Annotated in this window: 24 protein-coding genes and 1 pseudogene; 18 read left to right on the plus strand and 7 right to left on the minus strand. The window is 39.8% G+C overall.

All coding sequences use genetic code 11. The features are described 5' to 3' along the window. The first annotated feature begins 33 nt into the window (after window positions 1-33). The 4 genes from hemW (at window position 34) to BDD43_RS04795 (ending at window position 3,911) form a co-directional block, all read left to right on the plus strand. Window positions 34-1,155 (plus strand): radical SAM family heme chaperone HemW, encoded by a 1,122-nt coding sequence (gene hemW / locus BDD43_RS04780; RefSeq protein WP_121196668.1) that lies wholly within the window; start codon window positions 34-36, stop codon window positions 1,153-1,155. A gap of 92 nt (window positions 1,156-1,247) precedes the next feature. Beyond that, on the plus strand, window positions 1,248-2,144 hold the full coding sequence (locus BDD43_RS04785; protein ID WP_121196669.1) for a DUF3078 domain-containing protein: 897 nt from the start codon (window positions 1,248-1,250) through the stop codon (window positions 2,142-2,144). Between the two features lie 190 nt (window positions 2,145-2,334). After that, a complete protein-coding gene (locus tag BDD43_RS04790; RefSeq protein ID WP_121196670.1) occupies window positions 2,335-2,883 on the plus strand; it encodes a fasciclin domain-containing protein in 549 nt (182 codons plus the stop codon). Between the two features lie 146 nt (window positions 2,884-3,029). After that, window positions 3,030-3,911 carry a cupin-like domain-containing protein gene (locus BDD43_RS04795; RefSeq protein ID WP_121196671.1) on the plus strand — a complete coding sequence of 294 codons (882 nt, stop codon included), beginning with the start codon at window positions 3,030-3,032 and terminating at the stop codon, window positions 3,909-3,911. A gap of 44 nt (window positions 3,912-3,955) precedes the next feature. Here the strand turns inward: BDD43_RS04795 and BDD43_RS04800 are convergent, their stop codons facing one another. Beyond that, window positions 3,956-4,378: a YybH family protein gene (locus BDD43_RS04800; RefSeq protein ID WP_121196672.1), complete on the minus strand. Its 423-nt coding sequence runs from the start codon at window positions 4,376-4,378 to the stop codon at window positions 3,956-3,958. Between the two features lie 238 nt (window positions 4,379-4,616). Between BDD43_RS04800 and BDD43_RS04805 the strand changes: the two genes are divergently transcribed. The 3 genes from BDD43_RS04805 (at window position 4,617) to BDD43_RS31170 (ending at window position 8,446) form a co-directional block, all read left to right on the plus strand. Next, a complete protein-coding gene (locus tag BDD43_RS04805) occupies window positions 4,617-5,507 on the plus strand; it encodes a carbohydrate kinase family protein (RefSeq protein ID WP_121196673.1) in 891 nt (296 codons plus the stop codon). A gap of 247 nt (window positions 5,508-5,754) precedes the next feature. Beyond that, window positions 5,755-7,566, plus strand: a complete 1,812-nt coding sequence (gene typA, locus BDD43_RS04810; protein ID WP_121196674.1) for a translational GTPase TypA — start codon at window positions 5,755-5,757, stop codon at window positions 7,564-7,566. A gap of 106 nt (window positions 7,567-7,672) precedes the next feature. Continuing rightward, complete coding sequence (locus BDD43_RS31170) at window positions 7,673-8,446, plus strand: LamG domain-containing protein (RefSeq protein WP_162846984.1); 774 nt, start codon at window positions 7,673-7,675, stop codon at window positions 8,444-8,446. A 49-nt stretch (window positions 8,447-8,495) separates the two neighbouring features. Here BDD43_RS31170 and BDD43_RS04820 read toward each other — a convergent pair whose 3' ends face one another. Continuing rightward, the gene (locus BDD43_RS04820; protein ID WP_121196675.1) at window positions 8,496-9,980 is read right to left on the minus strand and encodes a lipopolysaccharide biosynthesis protein; all 1,485 of its coding nucleotides are present in this window, start codon (window positions 9,978-9,980) and stop codon (window positions 8,496-8,498) included. Window positions 9,981-10,029: 49 nt separating this feature from the next. Between BDD43_RS04820 and BDD43_RS04825 the strand changes: the two genes are divergently transcribed. From BDD43_RS04825 to BDD43_RS04840, 4 genes are read left to right on the plus strand one after another with little or no spacing between them, the layout of a single operon-like run. Further along, the gene (locus BDD43_RS04825; protein ID WP_162846985.1) at window positions 10,030-11,040 is read left to right on the plus strand and encodes a glycosyltransferase; all 1,011 of its coding nucleotides are present in this window, start codon (window positions 10,030-10,032) and stop codon (window positions 11,038-11,040) included. A gap of 32 nt (window positions 11,041-11,072) precedes the next feature. Then, window positions 11,073-12,203 (plus strand): glycosyltransferase family 4 protein, encoded by a 1,131-nt coding sequence (locus tag BDD43_RS04830; RefSeq protein WP_121196677.1) that lies wholly within the window; start codon window positions 11,073-11,075, stop codon window positions 12,201-12,203. Between the two features lie 33 nt (window positions 12,204-12,236). Next, window positions 12,237-12,998, plus strand: coding sequence for a class I SAM-dependent methyltransferase (locus tag BDD43_RS04835; RefSeq protein WP_121196678.1), 762 nt, complete (start codon window positions 12,237-12,239; stop codon window positions 12,996-12,998). Window positions 12,999-13,041: 43 nt separating this feature from the next. Further along, complete coding sequence (locus tag BDD43_RS04840; RefSeq protein WP_121196679.1) at window positions 13,042-13,950, plus strand: glycosyltransferase; 909 nt, start codon at window positions 13,042-13,044, stop codon at window positions 13,948-13,950. Window positions 13,951-14,012: 62 nt separating this feature from the next. Here the strand turns inward: BDD43_RS04840 and BDD43_RS04845 are convergent, their stop codons facing one another. After that, entirely contained in the window at window positions 14,013-14,765 is a 753-nt protein-coding gene (locus tag BDD43_RS04845) for a glycosyltransferase (protein WP_121196680.1), read from the minus strand. Between the two features lie 136 nt (window positions 14,766-14,901). After that, window positions 14,902-16,266 carry an oligosaccharide flippase family protein gene (locus BDD43_RS04850; protein WP_121196681.1) on the minus strand — a complete coding sequence of 455 codons (1,365 nt, stop codon included), beginning with the start codon at window positions 16,264-16,266 and terminating at the stop codon, window positions 14,902-14,904. A 288-nt stretch (window positions 16,267-16,554) separates the two neighbouring features. On the opposite strand from BDD43_RS04850, the gene BDD43_RS04855 reads away from it, so the two are divergent. Beyond that, window positions 16,555-17,400: a phosphodiester glycosidase family protein gene (locus BDD43_RS04855; RefSeq protein ID WP_121196682.1), complete on the plus strand. Its 846-nt coding sequence runs from the start codon at window positions 16,555-16,557 to the stop codon at window positions 17,398-17,400. Between the two features lie 152 nt (window positions 17,401-17,552). Here BDD43_RS04855 and BDD43_RS04860 read toward each other — a convergent pair whose 3' ends face one another. Continuing rightward, a complete protein-coding gene (locus BDD43_RS04860) occupies window positions 17,553-18,347 on the minus strand; it encodes a hypothetical protein (protein WP_147425575.1) in 795 nt (264 codons plus the stop codon). A 102-nt stretch (window positions 18,348-18,449) separates the two neighbouring features. On the opposite strand from BDD43_RS04860, the gene BDD43_RS04865 reads away from it, so the two are divergent. The 5 genes and pseudogenes from BDD43_RS04865 to BDD43_RS04885 all read left to right on the plus strand — a co-directional run bounded on the left by BDD43_RS04865 (window position 18,450) and on the right by BDD43_RS04885 (window position 22,040). Next, a complete protein-coding gene (locus tag BDD43_RS04865) occupies window positions 18,450-19,325 on the plus strand; it encodes a YicC/YloC family endoribonuclease (protein ID WP_246001461.1) in 876 nt (291 codons plus the stop codon). An 86-nt stretch (window positions 19,326-19,411) separates the two neighbouring features. Then, the gene (gene gmk / locus BDD43_RS04870) at window positions 19,412-19,981 is read left to right on the plus strand and encodes a guanylate kinase (RefSeq protein WP_121196685.1); all 570 of its coding nucleotides are present in this window, start codon (window positions 19,412-19,414) and stop codon (window positions 19,979-19,981) included. 17 nt (window positions 19,982-19,998) lie between these two features. Next, window positions 19,999-20,571, plus strand: coding sequence for a nicotinate (nicotinamide) nucleotide adenylyltransferase (gene nadD, locus BDD43_RS04875; protein ID WP_121196686.1), 573 nt, complete (start codon window positions 19,999-20,001; stop codon window positions 20,569-20,571). A gap of 172 nt (window positions 20,572-20,743) precedes the next feature. Continuing rightward, a pseudogene (gene miaE / locus BDD43_RS04880) lies at window positions 20,744-21,275 on the plus strand (tRNA isopentenyl-2-thiomethyl-A-37 hydroxylase MiaE). Window positions 21,276-21,350: 75 nt separating this feature from the next. Beyond that, window positions 21,351-22,040 (plus strand): hypothetical protein, encoded by a 690-nt coding sequence (locus BDD43_RS04885; RefSeq protein ID WP_121196687.1) that lies wholly within the window; start codon window positions 21,351-21,353, stop codon window positions 22,038-22,040. A 23-nt stretch (window positions 22,041-22,063) separates the two neighbouring features. Here the strand turns inward: BDD43_RS04885 and BDD43_RS04890 are convergent, their stop codons facing one another. Continuing rightward, complete coding sequence (locus BDD43_RS04890) at window positions 22,064-23,665, minus strand: FAD-dependent monooxygenase (RefSeq protein WP_121196688.1); 1,602 nt, start codon at window positions 23,663-23,665, stop codon at window positions 22,064-22,066. A gap of 5 nt (window positions 23,666-23,670) precedes the next feature. After that, window positions 23,671-24,381: an SAM-dependent methyltransferase gene (locus BDD43_RS04895; protein ID WP_121196689.1), complete on the minus strand. Its 711-nt coding sequence runs from the start codon at window positions 24,379-24,381 to the stop codon at window positions 23,671-23,673. Between the two features lie 53 nt (window positions 24,382-24,434). Here BDD43_RS04895 and BDD43_RS04900 point away from each other — a divergent pair, with 53 nt between their 5' ends. After that, complete coding sequence (locus BDD43_RS04900; protein WP_121196690.1) at window positions 24,435-25,151, plus strand: hypothetical protein; 717 nt, start codon at window positions 24,435-24,437, stop codon at window positions 25,149-25,151. Window positions 25,152-25,261: the final 110 nt, after the last annotated feature.

Here is a 25,261-nt window from a genome sequence, read left to right on the forward strand (position 1 = left end):
TAAGGCCATCTGCTTTTGTTACCTTTACCTCTAATGGCCGGCATATACATTCACATCCCTTTTTGCAAGCAAGCTTGTTATTATTGCGATTTTCATTTCAGCACATCGCTGCAATACAAAAGCGAAATGCTTAATGCCTTGCAAAACGAGATACGCCTGCAACAAAATTATCTATCGGGCCAAACCATAGAAACTATTTACCTCGGCGGCGGCACGCCATCGTTACTATCTGGCGATGAGGTTAATATGCTTTTTGATACAATCACCAAGTATCATACCGTATCGTCAGATGCAGAAGTAACTATTGAGGCCAATCCCGACGATTTAAACGAACAACAGGTAAAGGCATTTAAACAAACCACTATTAATCGTTTCAGCATAGGCATACAATCGTTTTACAACGAAGATTTGTTTTGGATGAACCGCGTCCACCGCGGGCAGGAAGCCCAGGCATCGGTAAAAAGGGTACAAGATGCCGGCTTTACCAACATTACTGCCGATTTGATATACGGATACCCCTTACTTACCGACCATAAATGGAAGCATAACCTGGAGCAAATTTTTGAGCTGAGCATCCCTCATATATCAGCTTACAGCATGACTGTAGAACCAAAAACCGCATTAGCATCCTTTATAGAAAAAAAAGTTTATGCCCCTATGAACGAGGCCCAAAGTGCCGACCAGTTTATGGTGCTGCTGCAAGAGATGCAAAACCAAGGTTACGAGCAGTACGAAATATCAAACTTTTGCCTGCCGGGGCAATACTCGCGCCATAATTCAAACTACTGGAAAGGCATAAAGTATTTGGGCATTGGCCCATCAGCACACTCATTTAATGGCGAAGCGCGGCAATGGAACGTAGCTAATAATGCTAGATACACACAAGCCTTAAATGGAAACACCATACCCGCCGAACGCGAAAACCTGAGCGAACAAGACCGGCTTAACGAATACATTATGACGTCGTTACGCACAAGCTGGGGTTTAGACATTAACAAACTCGAAAGTATAAGCAAGCATTCGGGCCAGGAGTTGTTAAAGGCCGCCGAAGAATTTTTTTATAAAGGCTGGATAAACAAAGCCAACAATGTGCTTACCCTGAGCACCGAAGGCAAGCTATATGCTGATAAAATAGCTGCCGAATTGTTTTTTTAGCACAATTTTCTTTTATACAAGGTGTTGAAACTTTTTTTTAGCGTTTTTGAGGCTATTTTGTAAATTAGCTTTACAATCTTATCGCACACCTTATGAAAAAAAACTTACTCCTCCTGGGGTTTTTGTTTGCTGTTATAGCAAGCCATGCGCAAACAACAACACCCAAAGACACTACACATCATTATTGGACAATTCATGGCCAAAATACTTTTTTAATTAACCAAAGTTCGTTTGTAAACTGGGCCGCAGGTGGGGTAAACTCACTTGCAGGCAACATTGTTTTAAATTATGATTTTGATTATAAAAAAGGCAAACTAAGCTGGGATAACAAAGCTATAATTGGCTATGGCTTAAGCAAACAAGCCGGCCTTGGCTGGCGTAAAAACGACGACCGCTTAATTTTGAACAGCTTATTAGGATACCAGGCTGCAAAATACTGGCTCTATACGTTTTATACAAATTTTCAAACACAGTTTTCAAAAGGATATTCGTACGATGCCAGCAACCACCGCACCTTAATATCGGCTTTATTTGCCCCGGCAATTGTTACATTGGGCCCGGGTTTTGCTTACAAAAAATCTGATAATTTGCGGGTAAATATTTCGCCGCTGGCATCCCGTATTACCCTGGTGCAGAACGATTCGTTGGCAAATATTGGTTCGTTTGGCGTAAAACCAGGCAACAAAAGCCTTTACGAATTTGGAGCATCGCTTGATGCTTATTACAAGGTTAACCTTGTTGAAAATGTTTCGTTAGAAAACATTTTGAAAATGTACTCCAATTACCTTAACAAACCGACAAATATTTATGCAGATTATACCGCAAACCTATTTATGAAGGTTAACAAATTTATAACCGTTAACGCAGGCGTGGAGTTAATATCCGATCCAAACGCCCAAATTCTTTTTGACAAAAACAATTACCCTGACTATCACTCGGCCTTACAGGTAAAACAAATTTTTGGCGCCGGTTTAACTTATAAATTTTAAGCAAATGGCTTTTTTATTGCAATGAAAAAACCATTTGCGCCGGCAAGCAGCTACCTGCACTTTTTTTAAATAGTATATTTTTATAAATTTCAGTTAGCTGATATATAGATATTTACAATATAATCATCTGCGCATAAATCCAAGTTACATAAGCTGTCGTAATTCAATCAAATTAAAATTATAACATCTCATGAAAAAATTATTTATCGCGGCCTTTGCATTAGTAGCTCTTGCAGTAGCGCCAAAAACTTATGCTCAAACTAAAATGGTTGGCGGAGCAGCCATGTATCCAACTAAGGATATTATTGACAATGCAGTTAATTCAAAAGATCATACCACCCTTGTTGCCGCTGTTAAAGCAGCCGGTTTGGTTGAAACTTTAAAAGGCGATGGCCCGTTTACCGTTTTTGCCCCAACCAACGAGGCTTTTGATAAGTTACCAGCAGGTACTGTTACCACCTTGTTAAAACCAGAAAACAAGGCTACTTTAACCAAAATTTTAACTTACCATGTTGTTGCAGGTAAATTTAGCTCGGCAGATATTGCCGCCAAAATTAAAGCAGGTATGGGTAAAGCCGAATTTAAAACGGTTAGCGGTGGCACATTAACCGCCATGATGACCGGCAAAAAACTTTACCTGGTTGACGAAAAAGGCGGAAAATCGTGGATAACCATCGCCAACGTGAACCAAAAAAACGGAGTAATACACGTAGTGAACACCGTATTAATGCCTAATTAAACCAAATTAAAGGTAAACACCATTAATTAGTACAAAGCCCGGTAGCATTAAGCACCGGGTTTTTTGTTTGCAATAAACGCAGTTAACACAACGTTAATATTAAGGTTACTAATAATTGCATTAAATTGCGCCTTTATATTAAAATTATGGGCTTTATACTTTCGGAAATAGATACTGTTGATACCATTACCCAGGCCGATTTCACAAAAAACTATCTCAATCCGCGCCGCCCGCTGGTAATAAAGGGACTAACCAAAACATGGCCCGCGCGCGATAAATGGACACCCGAGTATTTAAAACAGGTTGTTGGCGATAAGGTGGTGCCTTTATACGATAACTCAAAGGCCGACCCTGCAAAACCAATAAACTCGGCAACTACACATATGCCTTTTAACGAGTATATCGATTTGATACGCTCTACACCTACCGAACTGCGCATTTTTTTCTTTAACATTTTTAAACAAGCGCCCGAACTGCTAAACGATATTGTGATGCCTAAAGATTTGATGGGCGGCTTTTTAGAAAGTATGCCTGCTATGTTTTTTGGCGGCTCAAATTCAGTTACGTTTTTGCATTACGATATTGATCTCCCCCATATTTTCCACACCCATTTTGGTGGGCGCAAACATGTTGTTTTGTTTGAAAATAAGTGGAAACGGCGCTTATACTGCATACCCAATGCAACCTACGCTCTGGAAGATTATGACGTACTAAACCCCGATGTTCAAAAATTTCCGGCGCTGGATGGTGTTGAAGGTCAGCAGGTGTTTTTAGAGCATGGCGATACCTTATTTATGCCTACCGGATACTGGCACTGGATGAAATATTTAGATGGGTCGTATTCGTTAAGCCTGCGCGCATGGGATGCATCAATCAGCCGCAAAGCCGCCAGTTTATATAACCTGGCCATTAAAGGCGGAGTTGATAGCGTGTTGAAAATGACATTAAAAGCCGGCTATGCTAACTATCGCGAAAAGCTGGCCGTTAAATGGGCCGAAAAAGAACTAAGGGCGGGAAAACCGTACTAAAATTAAGTGCGGGTTTTCTTCAAAAATAAAAGCACACCACCGGGTTAACTCGTATGGTCGCAAACTATTTTCCACTGTCCTTTTATCTTTCTAAACCACAAGGTAAAATAGCCGCCTGGAGCATCATTTTCGCGCTTTAAATTCCAGCCACCTAATACAAATGCATTGGTTTTATCTAACAATTCTATTTTAATTATATTAAAAGTAAGCTGGCCCATTGCTGCCTTATCGGGATAACCTTTTTTGTAGTGGTTTAACGTAGTTTGCCAACCGTAGTTCACCCCGCTTTTGCCCACAAACATTAACGAGTCCGACTGCCAGTACCCCTGCATAAACTGCGGAATATCGCCATTGTTCCAGGCGGTGCGCTGTTCTTCCAGTACTTTTCTAATTTCCAGTGCATCTGTTTGTGCAAAGGTGGTTAGGTAACAAACCGCCAGCAGTAAAAAGCAAAATAGTTTTTTCATTCAATAAAAATAACATTTACCAACAACCTTTAAAAGCATTGCAATCACAATTTTCGGGACGTTTTTTTGGGTATCGCCTATAATCTATATTAACAATTAGGTACAGGCGCAAATAAAAGCTCATAAATAGAATAAACAATTGTATATAACTTTTTGCTTTAAACTTACAAAGCATAAACAAATGGTGGTTTAAAGCTTTTAGCTTTGTAAAAATCTGCTCATACTATCAAATAACGCTATGAAAAAAGAAGTTCTGTGTTTCGGCGAAGTCCTGTGGGATGTTTTCGGCGAAGAGAAAAAGGCTGGCGGCGCGCCTATGAACGTGGCCATGCACCTTGTGCAGCAAGGGGTTAACGCTAACCTAATTAGTAGGGTTGGCAATGATGCGTTAGGCAATGAGCTTGTTGATTTTTTAAAGAAAAACAAGCTTTACAGCGACCTGATACAACGGGATGAAAAATTGCCCACATGCCAGGTTACCGTTAAGTTGGACGAAAAACAACAGGCCACCTATACTATTCCTAAACCTGTATCGTGGGATAACATACGCGAAGAGGAGCCATTGCGTACTAAAATAAAGAGTGCCCGGGTTATTGTTTTTGGCAGTTTAGCCTGCCGCACCAGCACAAGCCGCAATACGCTGCTTAATTTATTTGAAAACAAAATGCTCAAAGTGTTTGATGTTAACTTGCGGGCACCGCATTACGAACTATCAACCATTGAAACACTGGCAGCTATGGCCGACGTGATTAAAATGAACGAGGAAGAAGCAAACCTGCTTACCGGAACCTACAACGAACCTTTAAAAGACAAAATAGTAGAGTTTCAAAAAAAATACCATTGCCAAACTATTATTGTAACCCGCGGCGAACAAGGCGCGATGGTATGGCACCAGGAAAAGTTTTATGAACACCCCGGGTTTAAAATAGAGGTAGAAGATACAGTTGGAGCCGGTGATGCCTTTTTAGCAACCTTTATTGCCGGCCTGCTTAACAAAAACCCAATGGCTCAAATATTAGAACAAGCCTGCGGTATAGGCGGCTACGTAGCTAGTTGCCGCGGCGCCAACCCTGTTTATAATAAGGCTGAAATTGAGCGCATTATAAATAGCGAAAGCGTTACTGTATAAACACAATGCTCAGGTGTTAAAAGCTACCTGCATTTTTTAGTCCGTTTATAATTATATCGTGTGCTTTATTGCAGGCGATTTTTTTTGCTTAGGGCTTGGCTGTTCATCTAACACTTCTATGTTTTTTACAATTCGCTTACACCAAACAAGGTTAAATTCAATTGAATCAAGCATTAACATTATTGCGCAATAGTAAAAATGCGATATATTATTGCTACCTTTGCGCCAAAATTAAGGACGCATTTCAATGCAAAAAATAAGAAACATTGCTATTATAGCACACGTTGACCACGGTAAAACTACCTTGGTTGATAAAATTTTACACGCCTGCTCAATTTTCCGCGACAACCAGGAAACAGGCGAGTTGATATTGGACAATAATGACCTGGAACGCGAGCGAGGTATAACCATCGTATCAAAAAACGTTTCGGTTAGATATAAAGACGTTAAAATCAACATTATTGATACCCCTGGTCACGCCGATTTTGGTGGCGAGGTTGAGCGTGTATTAAAAATGGCCGATGGTGTTTTGCTACTTTGCGATGCCTTTGAAGGCGCCATGCCTCAAACCCGTTTTGTAACACAAAAGGCTTTGGCTTTAGGTTTAAAACCAATTGTTGTTGTAAACAAGGTTGATAAAGAGAATTGCCGCCCCGAAGAAGTTTACGAACAAATTTTTGAATTATTTTTCAACCTTGAAGCTACCGAAGACCAACTGGATTTCCCGGTTATCTACGGTTCGTCAAAACAAGGTTGGATGAGTACAGATTGGAAAGTACCTACCGATAATATTTTCCCTTTGATGGATTGCATTCTGGAAAATATTCCGCCTGCACCTATACAAGAAGGTACATTGCAAATGCAAATCACTTCGTTAGATTATTCATCTTTCGTAGGCCGTATAGCAATTGGCCGTGTAGCCCGTGGCACCATTAAAGAAAACATGCCGGTATCGTTAGTAAAACGCGATGGCACCATCATGAAAACCCGCATTAAAGAGCTTTACACTTTTGAGGGCTTAGGTAAGGTTAAAGCTACCGAAGTTAGCAGCGGTGATATTTGCGCCGTTGTTGGTATTGATGGCTTTGATATTGGCGATACCATTGCCGATTTTGAAAAACCAGAACAACTAGCGGTTATCAAAATTGACGAACCTACCATGAACATGTTGTTCACCATTAACAACTCTCCGTTTTTTGGTAAAGAAGGTAAATTTGTTACATCACGCCACCTGCGCGATCGTTTGTACAAAGAGATGGAAAAGAATTTGGCATTAAAGGTTGTTGAAACCGAATCGCCGGATTCATACCTGGTTTATGGCCGTGGTATTCTCCATTTATCGGTATTGATCGAAACCATGCGTCGGGAAGGTTACGAATTACAGGTTGGCCAGCCACAGGTTATTGTTAAAGAAATTGACGGTGTTAAATGTGAGCCGGTTGAAACCCTTATAGTTGATGTACCGGGCGAAGTTGCCGGTAAGGTAATTGAATTGGTTACACAACGTAAAGGCGATTTGTTGATAATGGAGCCTAAAGGCGACTTACAACACCTGGAGTTTGATATCCCTGCACGTGGCATCATCGGTTTACGTAACAACGTATTAACCGCTACAGGTGGCGAAGCTATTATGGCCCACCGCTTTAAAGCTTACGAGCCCTGGAAAGGCCCAATCCCTGGCCGTTTAAATGGTGTATTGGTATCAATGGATAGCGGTAAAACTACAGCTTTTGCGATAGATAAACTGCAAGACCGTGGCCGTTTCCACATCGATCCGGGAGCAGATATTTACGAAGGCCAGATATTAGGCGAACACATCCGCGATAACGATTTGGTTATTAACTTAACCAAAGGCAAGCAATTAACCAACATGCGTGCATCAGGTAGCGATACCAACGTGCGTATAGCACCTGCAATCAAGTTCTCGTTAGAAGAAGCTATGGAGTACATCCAGGCCGATGAGTACATCGAGATAACACCGGTTGCAATGCGTTTACGTAAAATTTACTTAAACGAAGGTGAACGCCGCATTAACGCCAAAAAGTTCACTTCGCAATAAAAAATATATTTATTTATAAATAGGATAGAGGCAAGCACAAGTTTGCCTCTATTTTTTTGCCCAATTGTGATAATATTATATCTTTGAAATAATAAAACCCTATCTCATGAAAAATATAACTCATTCGCTGTCCTGCGTATTATTAGTGATGTGTGGCCTAAGCTCGCTAACATCCTGTAAAAACCATGGCGACGATCCTACTCCCACGCCAACTCCTACCACAGTTGTTGATAGCCTACGAATAGGCTTAATAGCCTATTACCCACTCAATAACAGCGGCGCCGATTCATCCGGAAAAGGGAACGATGTAGCTTACTATTCAAACATGACACCTGCCGCAAACAGGTTTGGAAAAGCAAACTCGGCTTTTTATTTTGATGGGTTAAGCAGTTATATGGCGGTAAATGATAATGCCTCTTTACGGTTAAATAATACCGATTTTACAGTAAGCGCATGGGTTAAAGTAGATTATAATGCTTCGGGCTATAACATATTAAGCAAACATATTACCGGGAATGATAATGGATGGACCTGCGGTATAGGTGGAACAACCGGTTTAGTAACCTTCGGCCCCGGCTCAACAAGTGTAATGGCTGTAGGTGGCCGTACTGTTGTAAGCAACCAATGGCACATGATAACCAGTGTTTTTAATAATACCAATAAACAACTCACAATATATGTAGATGGTGTTTTAGACAACGTTACCTCTAATTTCCCATCACCAAATGCTGCAATAAGTGCATCAATGTATATTGGGCGCGATGAGATAAGTATACCTGCAGGCGGGCATTTTTTTAGAGGTGCGCTTGACGACGTACGTATTTATAATAGAATTCTTACAGCTAAAGAAGTGCAGAAATTATTCGCCGTAGCCATTTAACAAATAATCTCTATATCAAAAACTTAGGCCATTTTTAAAATGGCTTTTTTTATGCCTTATTTTTTAGCTTGATGATATACCCCCTTAACAACAGGTTAATATCGTCTGATACTTTTAAATAATAGATTATTGTCCAGTACAACAGGGTAATAAACGATGTACGTATAATGCTATCGATAATGTAATTTTTCCCTTGTGGGATAAGGTATACTGATAAAAAGTATACAGCTATTCCAACAAATAAAGCATAAAGGTTTTTGATGGTGAAAGGCTGCATTTTAAACACCTTGTAAATGAATATGTACCTAAACAGATTGAACGACAATAGCGAAATACCTGCCGCAACCGCTGCTCCGGCTATCCCAAGTAGCGGTATCAATAATAGGTTTCCGCCTACGGTAACACCTATCAGGAGCAGGTAAAAATAGCCATCGTATTTATAGTATTTTGAAGCGTTTAGTATCACACCGTTTATTCCGGTAGCCGAATCTATTAAATAGCCGATGCCAATATACAACACAACGTACTTGCCGGTTAAATAACTCGCCGGAAGGAACGAGAATATATTATTGACATTGGCCCATATCGCCACTAGCAAAAAAAGCGATGCGATTAATTGGTTAATACAGCTTTTCTCGTACACCATTTTTATATTCTTAAAGTCGCCCGATTTAAACGACTCTGAAATCACGGTTGTGGCAATACTATAAAGCGAACGTGCAGGTAGTGCAATAACCGTTGCGAAGTAAACGGCTATGGTGTATACGCCGGTTTCACCCAATCCAAATTTTTGATTGATCACGTATTTATCAATATTATCTACAATCAATGGCGAAGAACCCGTTAATATTCCCAATAAGCTGATACTGGTAAGCTTCCGGCGCATGTCTTTATCCAGGAATTTCAAATTCGGGCTAAAGAAAAACTCCTTATTAATAACGAGCCTCCCTGCTAATATAACTGTTGGCACTATGTTGGCCAATAACCACAATACCATAAATACGCCAAAACTGATAAACTTAAAATAAACCAGTAATATAGCCATCAGGATAAACAATCGCTTGGTAAATTCCCTCAATATCCTTCCCGAAATTGCATTGTATAATACCCGCGCGTATAAATCAAACACATCAAAATACACCGAGAAAATTATGAGTGGTATTAAATACCAGTAATATTGGTTGAATAAAGTTCCCTTTTGCGATTTTGCACTGATGATGTCATCCTTAAAATAGTACGCTATCCCGATAAAGATCAATATACCAACAAAAGATACAGCACTATACAAAAACAGGTACCCGTTATGTTTCGCTTCGTTATCTCTAAAATACGGGAAATACCTTGAGGTGCCGCTAAATCCTAATGTTGCAAATTTGGCAAACAAAGCCGATGAGGTAAGCAGCATCCCGGTAAGGCCCACCTGTTCGGTGGTCAAAGCGTGTGGCTGCAGCACATTGATAGAAATAACGCCTATTAAAACGCCTAAATATGAATATATAGTACCTTTTATTGTTTGTTGTTGTATAATACCCATCGGGGAAGTTAAATGCAGGGGTTTGTAAAATATGTTTTATTTTCGCGAAATGTATAGGCCAAAAATACAACATAAAGTTTGTGCAGTTACTGTTACCTACGAAAATAGATGGCACTTATTAAAGCAGGTTATACTACGTTTATTAAGTTTTGATAACACAAGCCATGTAGTTGTTGTAAACAATGCATCGCCCTACAATGTTAAAAACAAAGCCCTTGAATTAGGCGATGACCGGGTTATTGTGCTTGACTGTGCCGAAAACTTAGGCTCAACCGGCGGATATAAAAAAGGCCTCGAATTTGCGCACACGCTTAATACCGACTTTATTTGGCTGCTAGACGATGATAACCTGCCATCGGAAGTCGGGCTTGATGCCTTGTTAAATAATTGGGATGAGCTGGGTGCAGAACCGGATAAAACAGCCCTGTTCAGCCTACGTACCGATAGGATACACCACATTCACATGGCCAAGGGCGCAAGCCCGTACCGGTATTATTTAGTGCCCGATAATTTTCTAAATTTTACCTTTTTGAGGCCGTATATCAAGTTTAGAAAATTGGCCGATAAATTTAAAAAGTATCAAAAATTTAAAAAGCGGGTTGAAATACCACTAGCCTCATACGGTGGCTTTTTTTTGCATAAGGATATGATTGATAAAATTGGTTATCCCGATGAAAAATTTTACCTCTATTTTGATGATGCCGAATACACCTATCGTGTTACCGCAGGCGGTGGTAAAATATGGCTCATATCGGGCAGTGTAATTACCGATATCGACCATTCATTCCAGGTTAATTATAAAAGAAGATTTTTGCATTCTATTCATCTCGACTTATGGAATTACAGAACCTACTATTTTACCCGTAACGGAACATACTTTTACCAACTGAATGCTACCAAACGGCCATGGGTATTTAGTATCAATAAATTTCTATTCATGAGTTGGCTAAAATTTTTAAGTATAGTAGGTTCAAAACAAAACGAATATAAGAAACTGGCTGCCGCCGTACAGGACGGCCTAAACGGGAACTTAGGGAAAGCAGATGCCGACAAGTTCTAAATTACTTCAACATATTTGCAGCCGGAGAGAAAATGGATAATTACAACCTTTGTATTATAAAACCCAATAAAAGCGCTTTTTCTGAAACGTTCATTCAAAAGCATATTGATTATTTGGCGGGAAATAAAAAGGTATTATATGGTGGTGCTTTTCCGGTTTATGACGATGAGGGTAAATTTTTGATTAAATCAAAACTCGGTATTTTAAGCTACCTCATTCAAAAAAGAATATTAAAAAGGCAACGTATCCAAGTGCGCAACAAAGCATTAACTGCTTATTTAAAAAGCAACAACATTGATGTAGTACTGGCCGAATATGGCATGGTAGGTGCTATGGTGGCCGAATCATGCGAAGCCGCTAAAATCCCGTTGGTAGTCCATTTTCACGGAGCCGATGTTCACCACCGGGAAACAGTAGCGAAATACCTTCAATCCTACAAAAGAGCTTTCAATTACGCCAGCGCGCTTATCGCCGTATCGCAGGATATGGCCAACGCTTTAATAAAATTAGGCGCATCACCGCATAAAGTAATTTTATGCCCTTACGGAATTGACACTACTGCATTTTCACAAGTAAACATCGCCAAAACGGAATCGGTTTTTTTATCGGTTGGTCGGTTTGTCGAAAAAAAATCGCCTCTATCTCTCGTAAAAGCTTTTAATTTAGTTTCAAAAAAGATCTCCGAGGCCAAGCTGGTAATGGTAGGCGATGGCCCATTATTTGAAGATGCAAAAAACTTGATAACCCAATTGAACCTTAACGATAAGGTAACACTTGCGGGCGTTTTAAATGCTATACAAATTAGAGAGTTAATGCAAAATACCCGTTGTTTTGTGCAACACTCTGTAACACCACCAAGCGGGGACATGGAAGGTACACCGCTGGCAATTTTGGAAGCGAGTTCATCAGGATTGCCGGTTGTGAGCACATTACACGCCGGAATAAAGGAAGCAGTAATTAATAATGTAACCGGATATTTGGTGAACGAATTTGATATAGAGAATATGGCCGAAAAAATGATAATTTTGGCATCGTCTGTGGAAACCGCGGTAAAATTAGGAAACGCGGGCAGACAACACATCACTAAAAATTATAACATCGTAAACAACATCAATACTTTAAATAAAATTATAAGTAATAGTATTGAAAACTCAACGAATTAGAAAACATAGGTAAACTAATATATCAACCAGCAAATGAATGATCTGCAAAACTACTTCAATAACAATACGGGTAGAGTAATAAACAAATGGAGTCAATATTTTGACGTGTACGACAGGCATTTTAGCAAATACCGGGGCAAGGATATTGTAATATTGGAAATAGGAACCTTTCATGGCGGAAGTTTACAGATGTGGAAAGATTATTTCGGTCCAAAGGCTAAAATATATGGGATAGATATTAACCCTAACTGCAAAGAAGTTGAAGAAGAGAATATCAAGATTATGATCGGCTCGCAATCAGATCGTGATTTTTTAAAAAAGGTAAAAAGCGAAATTCCGCCTATTGATATTTTAATCGACGACGGAGGACATACTATGCTACAGCAAATTGTAACGTTTGAAGAGCTCTTCGATCATGTAAAATCCGACGGAATTTACTTATGCGAAGATTTGCACACATCGTACTGGATGGATTGGGGCGGAGGTTATAAAAGGCACGGAACTTTTATAGAATACTCAAAAAACTTTATTGATTATTTGCATGCCTATCATTCAAGGCAGAAATCGTTTCAGGTTAACTCGTTCACCAAATCGGTAAACTCACTTCATTATTACGATAGTGTATTGGTTATCGAAAAACGACCTACGCCTAAACCCATCAGCAGCGAAACCGGGACTACAAAAATTGCTTTTACAAGGAACGACCATCCCGATTTTTTTAGAAAAATTAAATATAAATGCAATCGCTGGTTAAGTTACTTCAGGCTGCCGTTCCGCAATGGCAATTTCGATTAACTTAAACGGTAAAAAATAAGAGTTTTACATAGCATAAATCAGGATGCAGCATTTAGCGCCCATTGCCTTGTTTGTATATAACCGGCCCGAGCACACACGCCGCACGTTGGTTTACTTAAAAAACAATCAACTTGCCGATGAATCGCGGTTATATATCTTTTCGGACGCTGCTAAAACGGCAACCGATGCTGCAAAAGTTGAAGAGGTTAGGGATATAATTAAACAGGCAGATGGTTTTAAGTCGATAAAAATTATTAAGCGGAAGGATAACCTGGGGCTTGCCAATTCGGTAATTGCCGGTGTTACCCAGCTTGTAAACGAATATGGTAAGGTAATAGTTTTTGAAGACGATTTGCTTACATCGCCATATACCTTAAATTATTTTAACGAGGCGTTAGACAAATATATGCAGAATGATAAGGTGATGCATATTGGCGCTTACATGTATCCGCTTAAAGAAGCTGCCATTCTTCCCGAAACTTTTTTTTACCGCGCCGCCTCAAGCTGGGGATGGGCCACCTGGGATAGGGCATGGAAGTATTTTGAGCCCGATGTAAACAAACTAATCGCTCAGTTTGATACAGCCAAAATATTAAAGTTCTCTATTGAGGGCAACATGAATTTTTGGAAACAAATACAGGAATTTAAAAAAGGCAAAAACAATTCGTGGGCAATACGCTGGTACGCATCCGTATTTCTGCGGGATGGCTTAACGCTCAATCCGGCAAAGTCACTCATCGAAAACATTGGTAACGATGGTAGTGGAATACACTCCAATAACGAAGACATTTATAAGGTACAAATATCTAAACAACCCGTAACCCGGTTCCCCGCAGAAGTAATTGAGGACCCGGCAGCATACCAAGCCATCAAATATTTTTTAAAGTACCGCAAAGGCAGTTTGTGGCAACGCGGTATACGCTATTTAAAACAGTTATCGCAAAAGCTATAATATTTATAATGTGGCTATAGTTTTGCTCACGATAGCCACATTATAATGCTACAGCGTACTCTTTAACTTAAAACCTTTATAGTGTGCACAACATTACGGTAAAGCGCTTTTGCGGCCCACATTATTGGGTTATCAAGGTGTTTTAAACCCTTACGTTCCATAGTGCTTGGTTCAACCGATGTGTTTATCTGTTCAAACAAGCCTTTATGGTCCTCGTAAAACATTCCTTTTCCTTTGTTTTTCAAAAACGATATTACCATTAAAAACTCGGTACGTTCAACATTGAGCCCTTCGGCATAACGCCCAAATTTTTGGGTAAAGGTGCTGCGTCGCAAATGCGGATGATCGCTGTATGCATGGAATTTACGGTAACCCGGATACCATATTTTAAAAATCATTTCCGAAAAACCCTTTCTAAAAGGTTTTAAATACGGATATTTAAAATAAGCGTAAAAACGGGTTATATCCATTTCGGGCCTCTCTTCCATAATGTCGATGGCATCCTGCAGGTGTGTTGCGTATCCCGGTAACGGATCAAAGTCTTCTTGTACGTATAATATATAGGGCGTTGTAATCACGTCAAGCCCTTTATTAATATTGTTACCCAACCCACCATTTTTAGGTGTGGTTACCAAGGTGAAATTAAACAGGTCCTTCAACTCATTTAAATAATCTAAGTGAGCTGCAGAGCTACAATCGTCAGACACTACGATGCCTGCAAACTCTATTTTCTGGTCAACAAAAGCTTGCAACAAACGCTGCAACGATTTACTTCTGTTGTAATGGGTAATTAGCAAAGTAACTGTGTTGAACATTTTACTATATATTATATTTTTATTGAATGCTTGTTAAGCTTTTTAGCTGCCAGTAATACCATTTAAGGCTTGCATACCGGGTTAACAATAGCCCCTGCCGGCACAGTGTTATTATACTTGCTTAATTGTATAACTATCAACCTTTAGCAGCCGCCTTTTTAGTAACAAAAGTGCCATAGGTTTGCTTTATAAATATAACAATCTCTTTGTATCCAACACTATAAATAGACCAAAAATTAAATTTGGAATACTTATTTAGCGGAATATAAGCTATGATAATGGCTGCCAGCACTGGGAAAATATTAGCCATTATAATAGAATAGGTAGATTTGCAAATGCTTATAGCAATATAATCGGCAATTAAATTTACGGCCAGCATCACCAATATTTTATAAAAATTTATTTTGGGTTTGTGAATAACATCAAGCGTTAAAGCAAAAAACCTGTCGGATGGATATAAAATGGCAATGCTTATAAATAACCTAAAAATGTTTGGCGCCTGCGAGCCTATGTACTTATGGCCTCCAAGTAACAAAATTATAGGGTCGGCAAAAATAATAGCCACAATTGCAATAGCAAAAATTGCGATGGATAGCATACCAATTAACTTTTTCATGGTATACATTAAATTGTCCTTTTGGTTTTGGTTATAATAGGCCGATAAAGCAGGCATTCCGGATGCTGCAAAACTCAACATCGGTATTTCAACAATTTGGTTTAGCCTACCGCCAAGGTTGTATATTGCCAGTGCCGGCGCACCTAAAAAAATCTTAATAAAAATGGTATCGGTAACGCCAAACAGGTTAGAGCTTAAACTGGTGCCCATGCTGTATTTACCAAAATGAAATATTTCGGCAATGGTTTTTTTTGTTGTGTACTTTATGGAGTATGCCTTTGTCCACCCGGTTAGCATTATAATTACACTGGTTAAAGCATTGGTGGCAATAAAAGCTATAATTGCCGATGACACTGTGGCCCTATGTAAAACCATTAAAACAACAATAGTTGCAATAAACAATAGCTGGTTTATTAAACGCAACCACAACAGCCTGTCAAACCGGCTTTCGGCCTGTACAACAACATTGGCCATAAACGATGGCAGCGTGGATAAAAAAACCAACGAAAAGCATTTTAATAAAAGCTCTATAGCGGCGTCGTCAACATGCCGGGCAATAAAAAAGGTTGGGATATTAAGTAAAAGCAATACTGCGGTAACTAATATGGCCAAGGTCCAGGTTGAACCGGCTACTTCGTTTTGGCGCTCCTCATTAGTACCTGCATAAAATTTAACAAAAGGCATTGTTAAAAAGCCCGATTTTAAGGTATCAATCAGGTTGTTAATAGTCATAAAAAACACATAAACCCCAATATCGTTTATTGATAGTGCCCTGTATAGCATCCCTATTGTCACCATCCCAAGCCCGGCCATAACCCCGTTACCTAACAACGATTGAAAGTGCACATTTTTAAACAAGGCGAGTGCTTTTTGTACCAAAGGCATAGCAATTTTTTAAATTATATCAGGATTAAAAAGCACTTAAAAGCATTAACAAACATATACTATTTATCACAGCCATTGTTGAATTACCAACCGGTTAAACTTATATGTTTTCCAAATTTAATATTTAATTTGTTTTTAAGGTAAACCATTGCACTAACAATGCTTTTTAATGGTACCGCAATTTGTCTTAAACAAATAATATAGCACACAAGGGGCTCAACAAAAAAACACATGGCCACACTTTTGTAATAAATTTATTAGGCTATTTTTACGTTAAACATTAAAAATATGTTTAAAAACAGCACAGCTTTTTTAGTAGTATTATTAATGGCGTTTTCTGCCCAAGCGCAAACGGATTCAATAACTTTTGTTAAAGCTAAATGGGAAACACATAAAATAGCACCCGGCGTAAAATGGAAACACTATTGGTTTAATAAAAACCTGTTTGATACCAACCAAAATATTAATATCCTGGAGATAGACAGGCATAAAAAAGTAAAACTGGCACTGGGATACCAAAAGCAAGAGTTAAAATTAGTGAGCGACTTTGCTACACTGGCAAACGCTGTTGCGGCTATTAACGGAAGCTTTTTTGATGTTAAAAACGGCGGTGCTGTTGATTTGATAAGGGTTAACGGAGAAATTATAAGTCCGAATAAGTTTAATAAAGCGGGTGTTAGGGCTGTGCATCAAAAGTCGGCTTTATTGTTTAACAATGGTACAGTTAGCATAGCCAAATGGGACGGCACAAACGATTGGGAAAGCCACCTTAACGGCGACATAATGGACACCGGCCCCTTACTGGTATACGATAATAACATACAGGTATTGGACACTACATCGCTTATAAAAATGCGCCATCCGCGTACCGCAGTTGCTATAACCAAAAAACACATATTACTGATTACCATCGACGGGCGCAACACAAATGCCGGCGGCGTAAATTTATACGAACTAGCAAAACTATTGAAATGGTTAAAAACCACCGATGGTATTAACCTTGATGGAGGCGGATCAACCACGATGTGGATAAATAAACAAACCGATAATGGTATTGTAAATTACCCATGCGACAACAAAAAATGGGATCGCCAAGGAGCGCGCAAAGTGGCCAATGTACTTTTGGTTGAATAGCCTTGGTTACTTTAAAAATCAATTTTAATAATAGTGGCTTTAAGCCTGCTGATATACCGGTATTTGTTTTCGGGCTTAAAAAAGTGGGACACAAGCAAGCAAACTCATCATTAACTTAAAACAACCGTAAAGTTTAAATTAAGCAAGCATCATTAGTTTTCTTTTTTAACGGGTTTTGCTTGTGGTGCAGTAAGGCTTGGTAAAGCAGGTGGTGGCTGCTCGCCATTTTTCTCAAAATCAGTAAACGACCTTTTAACGTAATTGATTAAATCATAATCGTTCCAGGCCTTAATATCCTCGTACGATGGCTTGTAGGCCAATATAAACGTTTGCACTTTGGCGCTATCCTGCAAGCCGGTTATGCGCTGCACCAGGTTTTTGGTAAAGCGGCGGTTAACTTCGGTTTGTTGCAAATCGTGCTCGGCAAACTGCTTAAAATGTCTGGCTTGCTTTGGGCCCGATCCAAACAAATCGTAAAGACCATTTAGCGGGTTTAAAATTGCCGACGCAACCGATGGCTTTCCTTTATTATAAATGCCCTGGCTATTATACTCATTCATTACCTGCTGTAGTTCCTGCCTTTTATTAAGCCCTTTAATATTAACCTCGCTGAGGCTAATATTGGCTTGCATATAAACCATAACAGTATTTTGCGTGTTAACGGCTATCTTTTTATCCGAGAAATCTTTTTGGCGAAATAACAGGCTATCGCCCAAAGCGCATTTCAATTGAAAAGTACCCAGTTCGTCGGTAGTAGTTATGCCGCCATCGGTAAGGTTAGCAACCAGCACTCTGGCCAAGCGTTGTGTGGTTCCATCTTTAAAAGCAACTCCTTTTAGCACAAACTCCTGCCGTTGCGCATGAGCTAACAGACTACTGCAACACAGTATTGCCGCAATAAAATATGCGTAAAATTTTGAGCGATTTTTATAATTATAATTATTCAAGCAAGCAAAATTAAGTATTTTACACTCAAAAATTGTTAAAAGCTTGTTAAATATCACATTGCTGAGTATTTAGCTATCCTGAATAAATTTCTATCTTTGCACATGATAAAATCCATGACAGGGTATGGACTGGCCACTTACGATTCGGGAAGTACAAAATATACTGTTGAAATTAAATCCCTGAACAGCAAATTTCTTGAATTAACGCTCAGAATTCCACGTTCGTTTTCCGACAAAGAATTTCAGTTACGTAACGATTGCAGCAAACAGATAGAGCGCGGCAAGGTTAGCTTATCCATCAACATTGAGCAGGTTAGCCAGCAGGTTAAGGCTGCCGGTATTGATACCGTTTTACTAAAGCATTATTACGAACAATTAAAAGCCGTAAGTAACGACTTAGGCGAACCTACCTCAAACCTTTTACAACTGGCTCTGGGCTTACCCGAAGTGGTTAAATATGGCGAGGAAACGGTATCTGACGAGGAATGGAAAATTGTAGAGCAAACTTTCCAAAAAGCTATCGCCGCGTTTCAGCAATTTAGGGCCGACGAAGGCAACGTGCTTGAGCAAGACATTAAAGAACGCATAAACACCATAATGGGCAACCTTAAAAAGGTTGAGGTAGAAGAGCCAAAGCGTGTACCCGTTATCCGCGAAAGGCTAAACACCTTTTTAACCGAAAGCGTTGGCCGCGAAAACCTGGATCAAAACCGTTTTGAACAGGAGCTTATTTATTTTATTGATAAGCTGGATATTACAGAAGAAAAAGTACGCCTCACAGCACATTGCGATTATTTTATCGAAACCTTAAAAAATGCCGATGCCAATGGTAAAAAATTAGGGTTTATTTCGCAAGAGATTGGGCGAGAAATTAATACCCTGGGCTCAAAAGCCAACGATGCCAACATACAAAAACTGGTAGTTGGCATGAAAGAAGAGCTCGAAAAAATTAAAGAACAACTATTGAATGTTTTATAGTTAATAAGTTATTCGTTATTGAATTATCAGGCGTTTTTCGATAATAACTCAGTAACTTAATAACAAATAACCCCCATAACTGACTAATGACCCAAGGTAAACTCATCATATTTTCTGCACCATCAGGGGCCGGTAAAACAACCATTGTACATCATTTGCTGGGTGTTGTTCCCGAGCTTGAGTTTTCCATTTCGGCAACTACGCGCAAGCCAAGGGGCGATGAGCGCCAGGGAATTGACTACTATTTTATAAGCAACGAGGAGTTTTTGCACCGCATAGCCAAAAAACAATTTGTTGAATTTGAGGAAGTTTATTCGGGCACATTTTACGGAACGCTACGCTCGGAGATACAACGCATTTGGGATAAAGGCAAACACGTAATATTTGATATTGATGTAGAAGGCGGCCTGCACCTTAAACGCAAATATGAGGAGCACGCCCTGGCTATTTTTGTACAACCCCCTTCGCTTGAAGTTTTGAAGGAACGTTTAACCGGAAGAGGCACCGATACCGCCGAAAAATTGGCCGAAAGGTTTGTTAAAGCCGAAAAAGAACTCAATTACGCTCCGCAATTTGATATAATCCTTAAAAATTACGATCTTGAAACGGCTTGTAACGAAGCAAAACAATTAGTAACTGATTTTTTAAAAACATAGCGCACCAATAATTAAAAATGAAAATCGGTTTATTATTTGGTTCATTTAACCCCATACATATAGGCCATTTAATTATTGCCAACTATATGGCCAACCACACCGACCTTGATAAAGTTTGGCTGGTAGTATCGCCACAAAACCCATTAAAAAAATACGGCGACCTGATTAACACTTACGACAGGCTTGAAATGGCCCGCCTTGCTACCGATAACAGCGACAACCTTAGCGTTAGCGACATCGAATTAAAGCTGCCACAGCCATCCTACACCATTGACACACTAACCCTGCTCAAGGAGAAATACCCGCAGCATGAGTTTGCCATTATTATGGGATCGGACAATTTGGTATCTCTCCATAAATGGAAAAACTATAAACTTATTTTGCGCGATTACCAGATTTATGTTTACCCGCGCCCAGGGTACGAAAATACCGACCTGGCCTCGCACCCCTCCGTACACATCACCATGACACCTTTAATGGAGCTATCGGCCACATTTATCCGTAAATCAATAGCTGCTAAAAAAAACGTGCAGTTTTTTGTTCCCGACCCGGTTTTAAAATTTATTGAGGGCAAAGGTTTGTACAGGTAAACGTATTAAACATTGGTGGCTGTACTAAAGATTCGACAACTTTTAAAAAGTTGTCGAATCTAACTCAGGCATAATCTTCCGCACTTCCCATCTAACTCCTATCTTTGCCATTGTGAGCGAGAAAACTATCCTTAAACTACAGTTACCTACCGACCCACTTTGGGTAAAAAATGTGGTAGAAAGCAATATTGAAGAAATATTAACAGACCATGCTTACTGTGAGCAAAAAGCAGCCAGCAATGCTATTACGCTCATCATACAAAACCCTAACTATCCCGACCTGGTGCAGGAAATGGCCATGCTTGTGCAGGAAGAAATGGACCACTTTAAACGCGTACACGACATCATCATTGCCCGTGGATACCAATTAGGCAAGGAGCGAAAAGACGATTATGTTGGGCAACTATTTAGGTTTTTAAAGCATGGCGGCACGCGCCAAAGCCAAATGGTTGACAGGCTACTCTTTTCGGCCATGATAGAGGCCCGGAGCTGCGAACGCTTTAAGGTATTATCCGAAAACATTAACGACGAAGAACTTTTACCACGAATTAATGGTTAGCGAAGCCGGCCATTATGCCATGTTTATTAACCTCGCCAAAAAACACTGTGGCGATATTGATGTAGATGCCCGATGGAAAGATTTTTTAGCTTACGAAGCCGATGTGGTAAAAAATTACGGGAAGAAGGAAACGATACACGGGTAAGTATTTTGTTCATAGTTGATGGTTCATAGATCATGCTATTTTTTGTGTAGATTTATATGGACCAAACCAATAATTATGCGCAAAAGGCCAATACTACTCTTAGCTTTCTTACTGTCGTTATTCTCGGCTTTAGGTCAAACTAAAACATCGCGCCTGCGCTATCATATTCTGACCGAAGCTGAAACTAAAGTGGAGCAATACAAGGCAGGGTGTGTTCATCGCAATACTTATTCGGCAGTGCAGCGGTTGAAATTTTATCCGTTTAATAAGGCCACGAAAGTTGAATTGGTTTCTTTTATTGGCATGAGCGCACGTAACGTGCTGGTATACGTATACGACGTTGATAGCGCTGAACAGGAACCTCTAAAAAAAATAAAATATTGGAAATACCCTTTTGATGACTACAAAGCAGATACTTCTCAATTTATTGAAAGTAAGCTATTAGATAAAGTACAGATAAACAAATTAACCGACATACTTTATAATATTGGCGAACGCAAAGCCAATAAATATCCTTACGCTGGTTATAAATGTTATGAACCGCGCAATGCCATTGTTTTTATTAATGCGGAAGGCAAAATATTTGCTTACATTGAGATTTGTTTTGAATGCAAACAGATCAAAATCCGTCCCGAAAAAATGAAGATAGGTGATTTTTGTGACGATAAAATAAGCATATTTAAAACATATTTTGCCTCGGCGGGGATTTTATATGGGATACATGATGCCTATACCCGAAATTTCGATATTGTTAAATCGCGGTAATTTAAGCCACATTCGGGATGTAACTAAACTACCTTCACCACTCCTGCCACAGTTATTAAATAATTATCAATCTTAGCCACATCAACCGAATCGTTAATGAAGCCGATATACATATCAGGGCGTACAATAAGGGTTTTTTGTTGGCTGGCACCCATTTCAAAAGCATCAAACACGTGCCGGTTTTTTTGGGTTGGTGGCAAATAAAAAAAATTAAGAATGTTTGGGTAGTTTTGTGTTATCCATTTAGCCAGCCTAAAAAGCTCATCTTCGGTTTGCTTGCCTATGGCAATAAAGGTAAAGCCAGGTTTAGCACACCATTCGTGCAGGTCGGTATCAATTTGCTTTTTCTCGTCGTAAACTTTAAGGCAGGGCAGCCTGTCGCCGGCTATAATTTTAGTTCCCTGGCTTAGGTGCAGGTTTATTTTGCTTTCGGCATAGCTAATGTGAGTTTGCGATATGCGCTTAAAAAACGCCTGCCTTAATTTAGGGCTGCTCCAAAGTTTCCTGATAATGCCCGGCAATACCCATTTTTTTATAATTTGGTTCAAAAACCCATCCGATACAATAAAAGTAAATGCCCTATCGGTAGTTTTTAACAAACCTTTTGCAACGGGCATCCGCTCGGCAGCATAACTATCTAATATTACAGCGTTATATTGCAGGTTAATAACACCGGCTAATTTCCATGCTAAGTTATAAGCATCCTGCAAGCCGGTATTCATGCCCTGCCCACCCACCGGCGAATGAATATGTGCCGCATCGCCAATTAAAAAGGCACGTTGCGCCCTAAACCTTTGGGCCATACGGTGGTGCAAGCGGTAGGTAGTAAACCAATGCGCTTCTGTTATGTTAACCGGTTTTCTAACAACGCCACTTAAATGCGGCCTTACATCATCAATGGTTAAATTTTGTTTGGCCAATAACTGTGGCGATAAACTGCCTACAATCCTGTACCTATTCTCTTCCGGCATCGGGAAAAAAGCGGCGAAGCCTTGCTTTGATAAATGTAAATGCAGGTTGCTATCGTTTAAATTGGCCAGTGTTACATCGGCCAAATAAAACTCGTTTGCGTAAGTATCGCCTTTAAAACTAATTTCCAGCTCTTTGCGTACGGTGCTATGTGCGCCGTCGGCGCCAATTAGCCAGTCGCAGGTGATGTATAATTGGTCAGCTCCTGTTTTTAACAAAACCTCAAAGCGGCTTTCTTTTTGCCTAAATGATATTAACGCTGTATCCCAATAAACAGGGCAACAATTTTGGGTTAGGTAATCTAAAAGCAAACGTTCGTTTTTACTTTGCTCATACATCAGGATATAAGGATACAAAGTTTGCGGCTCGCCCATATCATCCAACAAAAGCGAAGCTACCCTTTGGCCATCCTGATTTAGCAATACACCACCGGCTTTTTTTCCGTCGTGTAAAACACGGTCAACAACACCCAATTGCCTGTAAATTTCGAGCGAGCGAGCTTGTACTGCCAAGGCCTTTGACTGCTCGGTAGGCCCTTTTTTACTATCGATAATTACAGGCTGAATGCCGTTACGCAACAACTGAGCGGCCATCATTAAACCCGACGGGCCCGCACCAATAATTAAAACAGAAGTATGTTCGGCAGGTATTTTCATCAAAATCAGGGATGAAATATTAAAAATATAGTTGGCCGTTTATGCAAATCGGGCACTTGTTTGCGCCAGCCTTCAACGCTCATTGTTTTAATAAACTCGCTCTCGGCTGTAACATCACACGCTATACAAAGTTTAGTTTTAGGGTTACAGCTTTTTAAAACCTCTTCGAGCATGGAGTTATTACGGAAAGGCGTTTCAATAAATATCTGTGTTTGGTCGTTACGTTCGGCCAATAGTTCTAAAGCCTTTACACGTTTACTGCGTTCCACCTTATCAATAGGTAAATAACCGTTAAAGGTAAAGCTTTGCCCGTTAAAGCCCGATGCCATCAGCGCAAGCAAAATAGAACTTGGACCAACAAGCGGCACTACTTTTATGCCGCGTTTGTGTGCCTCGGCCACAATTTCCGATCCTGGGTCGGCAACGCCGGGGCAGCCGGCCTCGCTCATTAAGCCAACATCTTTACCGCCTTCTAAACCTGCAAAAAAATAGGCCAGGCCATTGCTGCGGTTGTGTTTGCCATAATCATGTATAAGCAGTGCGCTTTGCGGTGTTTTTAGTCCGGCTTCCTTTAAAAATTTGCGGGCCGTTTTTTCATTCTCCACAATGTATTCGGTAATAGCATTAATAGTGTCAACCAGGTAGGGAGTAAATGATTTTGCCGCTGCGTTTTCGGCAAGCGGAACCGGAATTAAATAGAGCGTTCCTTTGGGCATTTACAAAAGTGGCTTTTTTTTTGTAATTTGATCTCCCGAAAGGGACTTCAAAAATGAAATCGTTAGGAATTAATTGGTTTATAGAGGGCTATGTTGACTTTGAGCACAAAAAATATGTACTGCTTGATTATTTGCAGGAAATTAACCAGCATTTTAACCGCAAGCACTTGTACCCCAACCTTAGCGATTTGATATATCATTACAACAATTTGCTAAGTTTTAAGCAAAACAAAACCAACCTTCAGCAGGCCTTTCCGCAGCGGTTAACTCAGGCCAATATTGATGCTGTTAAACTTACCTACCAAAAAATAGTTGAAGACGATAGCTCGATGCGGGAGATTGAGCAAATTATTGCTTATGCGATATACAAAATGGACCCTGCCATTAAAACCGGTAAAGAGATTTATAATTTTGTTGAAAGCAACCTTTTTATTGACCCTGTAGGCGTTATACCACTAATGCCCAATTATGGCTATTTTTCGCTGCGTAATGGCAACGAAAAAGGTAATTGGGTTTACGAGTACCAGATAACGCTTTTTGAAGCTAAAGACGATGAATACCGCAGTATAAACACCCGCTTTGTTGATATTTACGAACAAAACCTTGTTAACACACCCGAATTGATAAAAAGCGACCTCATTTACCGATATAAACACATGCCCAACCCGGCTGTTTACTATGTTGAAAGTTCGGTTACCTTTCCGCTTGAGCAAACCTTGTTGCCTGTGGTGAAGAAGTGCCTGGCCAAGTATATAGCTAAGGTAGCATAGGCGAGAAAGAGCCGAGAAGCGAAAATCAAGAAGCGAGATCAGAGCGTTTATATGCACAGTTTATATAAAAAAGGGTCGCAAGAGTTTTAGCTCCTGCGACCCTTTTTTAT

Source organism: Mucilaginibacter gracilis (genome assembly GCF_003633615.1).
Taxonomy (GTDB): Bacteria; Bacteroidota; Bacteroidia; order Sphingobacteriales; family Sphingobacteriaceae; genus Mucilaginibacter; species Mucilaginibacter gracilis.

Bases quoted from the DNA above. Each gene is read 5' to 3' on its own strand.
- BDD43_RS04855 (WP_121196682.1), top strand. From the start codon at position 16,555: ATGTTTAAAAACAGCACAGCTTTTTTAGTAGTATTATTAATGGCGTTT.
- BDD43_RS04845 (WP_121196680.1), bottom strand. From the start codon at position 14,765: ATGTTCAACACAGTTACTTTGCTAATTACCCATTACAACAGAAGTAAA.
- gmk (WP_121196685.1), top strand. From the start codon at position 19,412: ATGACCCAAGGTAAACTCATCATATTTTCTGCACCATCAGGGGCCGGT.
- BDD43_RS04900 (WP_121196690.1), top strand. From the start codon at position 24,435: ATGAAATCGTTAGGAATTAATTGGTTTATAGAGGGCTATGTTGACTTT.
- BDD43_RS04890 (WP_121196688.1), bottom strand. From the start codon at position 23,665: ATGAAAATACCTGCCGAACATACTTCTGTTTTAATTATTGGTGCGGGC.
- BDD43_RS04895 (WP_121196689.1), bottom strand. From the start codon at position 24,381: ATGCCCAAAGGAACGCTCTATTTAATTCCGGTTCCGCTTGCCGAAAAC.
- BDD43_RS04840 (WP_121196679.1), top strand. From the start codon at position 13,042: ATGCAGCATTTAGCGCCCATTGCCTTGTTTGTATATAACCGGCCCGAG.
- BDD43_RS04885 (WP_121196687.1), top strand. From the start codon at position 21,351: ATGCGCAAAAGGCCAATACTACTCTTAGCTTTCTTACTGTCGTTATTC.
- BDD43_RS04830 (WP_121196677.1), top strand. From the start codon at position 11,073: ATGGATAATTACAACCTTTGTATTATAAAACCCAATAAAAGCGCTTTT.
- nadD (WP_121196686.1), top strand. From the start codon at position 19,999: ATGAAAATCGGTTTATTATTTGGTTCATTTAACCCCATACATATAGGC.
- BDD43_RS04825 (WP_162846985.1), top strand. From the start codon at position 10,030: ATGTATAGGCCAAAAATACAACATAAAGTTTGTGCAGTTACTGTTACC.
- BDD43_RS04835 (WP_121196678.1), top strand. From the start codon at position 12,237: ATGAATGATCTGCAAAACTACTTCAATAACAATACGGGTAGAGTAATA.
- hemW (WP_121196668.1), top strand. From the start codon at position 34: ATGGCCGGCATATACATTCACATCCCTTTTTGCAAGCAAGCTTGTTAT.
- BDD43_RS04785 (WP_121196669.1), top strand. From the start codon at position 1,248: ATGAAAAAAAACTTACTCCTCCTGGGGTTTTTGTTTGCTGTTATAGCA.
- BDD43_RS04850 (WP_121196681.1), bottom strand. From the start codon at position 16,266: ATGCCTTTGGTACAAAAAGCACTCGCCTTGTTTAAAAATGTGCACTTT.
- BDD43_RS31170 (WP_162846984.1), top strand. From the start codon at position 7,673: ATGAAAAATATAACTCATTCGCTGTCCTGCGTATTATTAGTGATGTGT.
- typA (WP_121196674.1), top strand. From the start codon at position 5,755: ATGCAAAAAATAAGAAACATTGCTATTATAGCACACGTTGACCACGGT.
- BDD43_RS04795 (WP_121196671.1), top strand. From the start codon at position 3,030: ATGGGCTTTATACTTTCGGAAATAGATACTGTTGATACCATTACCCAG.
- BDD43_RS04820 (WP_121196675.1), bottom strand. From the start codon at position 9,980: ATGGGTATTATACAACAACAAACAATAAAAGGTACTATATATTCATAT.
- BDD43_RS04805 (WP_121196673.1), top strand. From the start codon at position 4,617: ATGAAAAAAGAAGTTCTGTGTTTCGGCGAAGTCCTGTGGGATGTTTTC.
- BDD43_RS04800 (WP_121196672.1), bottom strand. From the start codon at position 4,378: ATGAAAAAACTATTTTGCTTTTTACTGCTGGCGGTTTGTTACCTAACC.
- BDD43_RS04865 (WP_246001461.1), top strand. From the start codon at position 18,450: ATGATAAAATCCATGACAGGGTATGGACTGGCCACTTACGATTCGGGA.
- BDD43_RS04790 (WP_121196670.1), top strand. From the start codon at position 2,335: ATGAAAAAATTATTTATCGCGGCCTTTGCATTAGTAGCTCTTGCAGTA.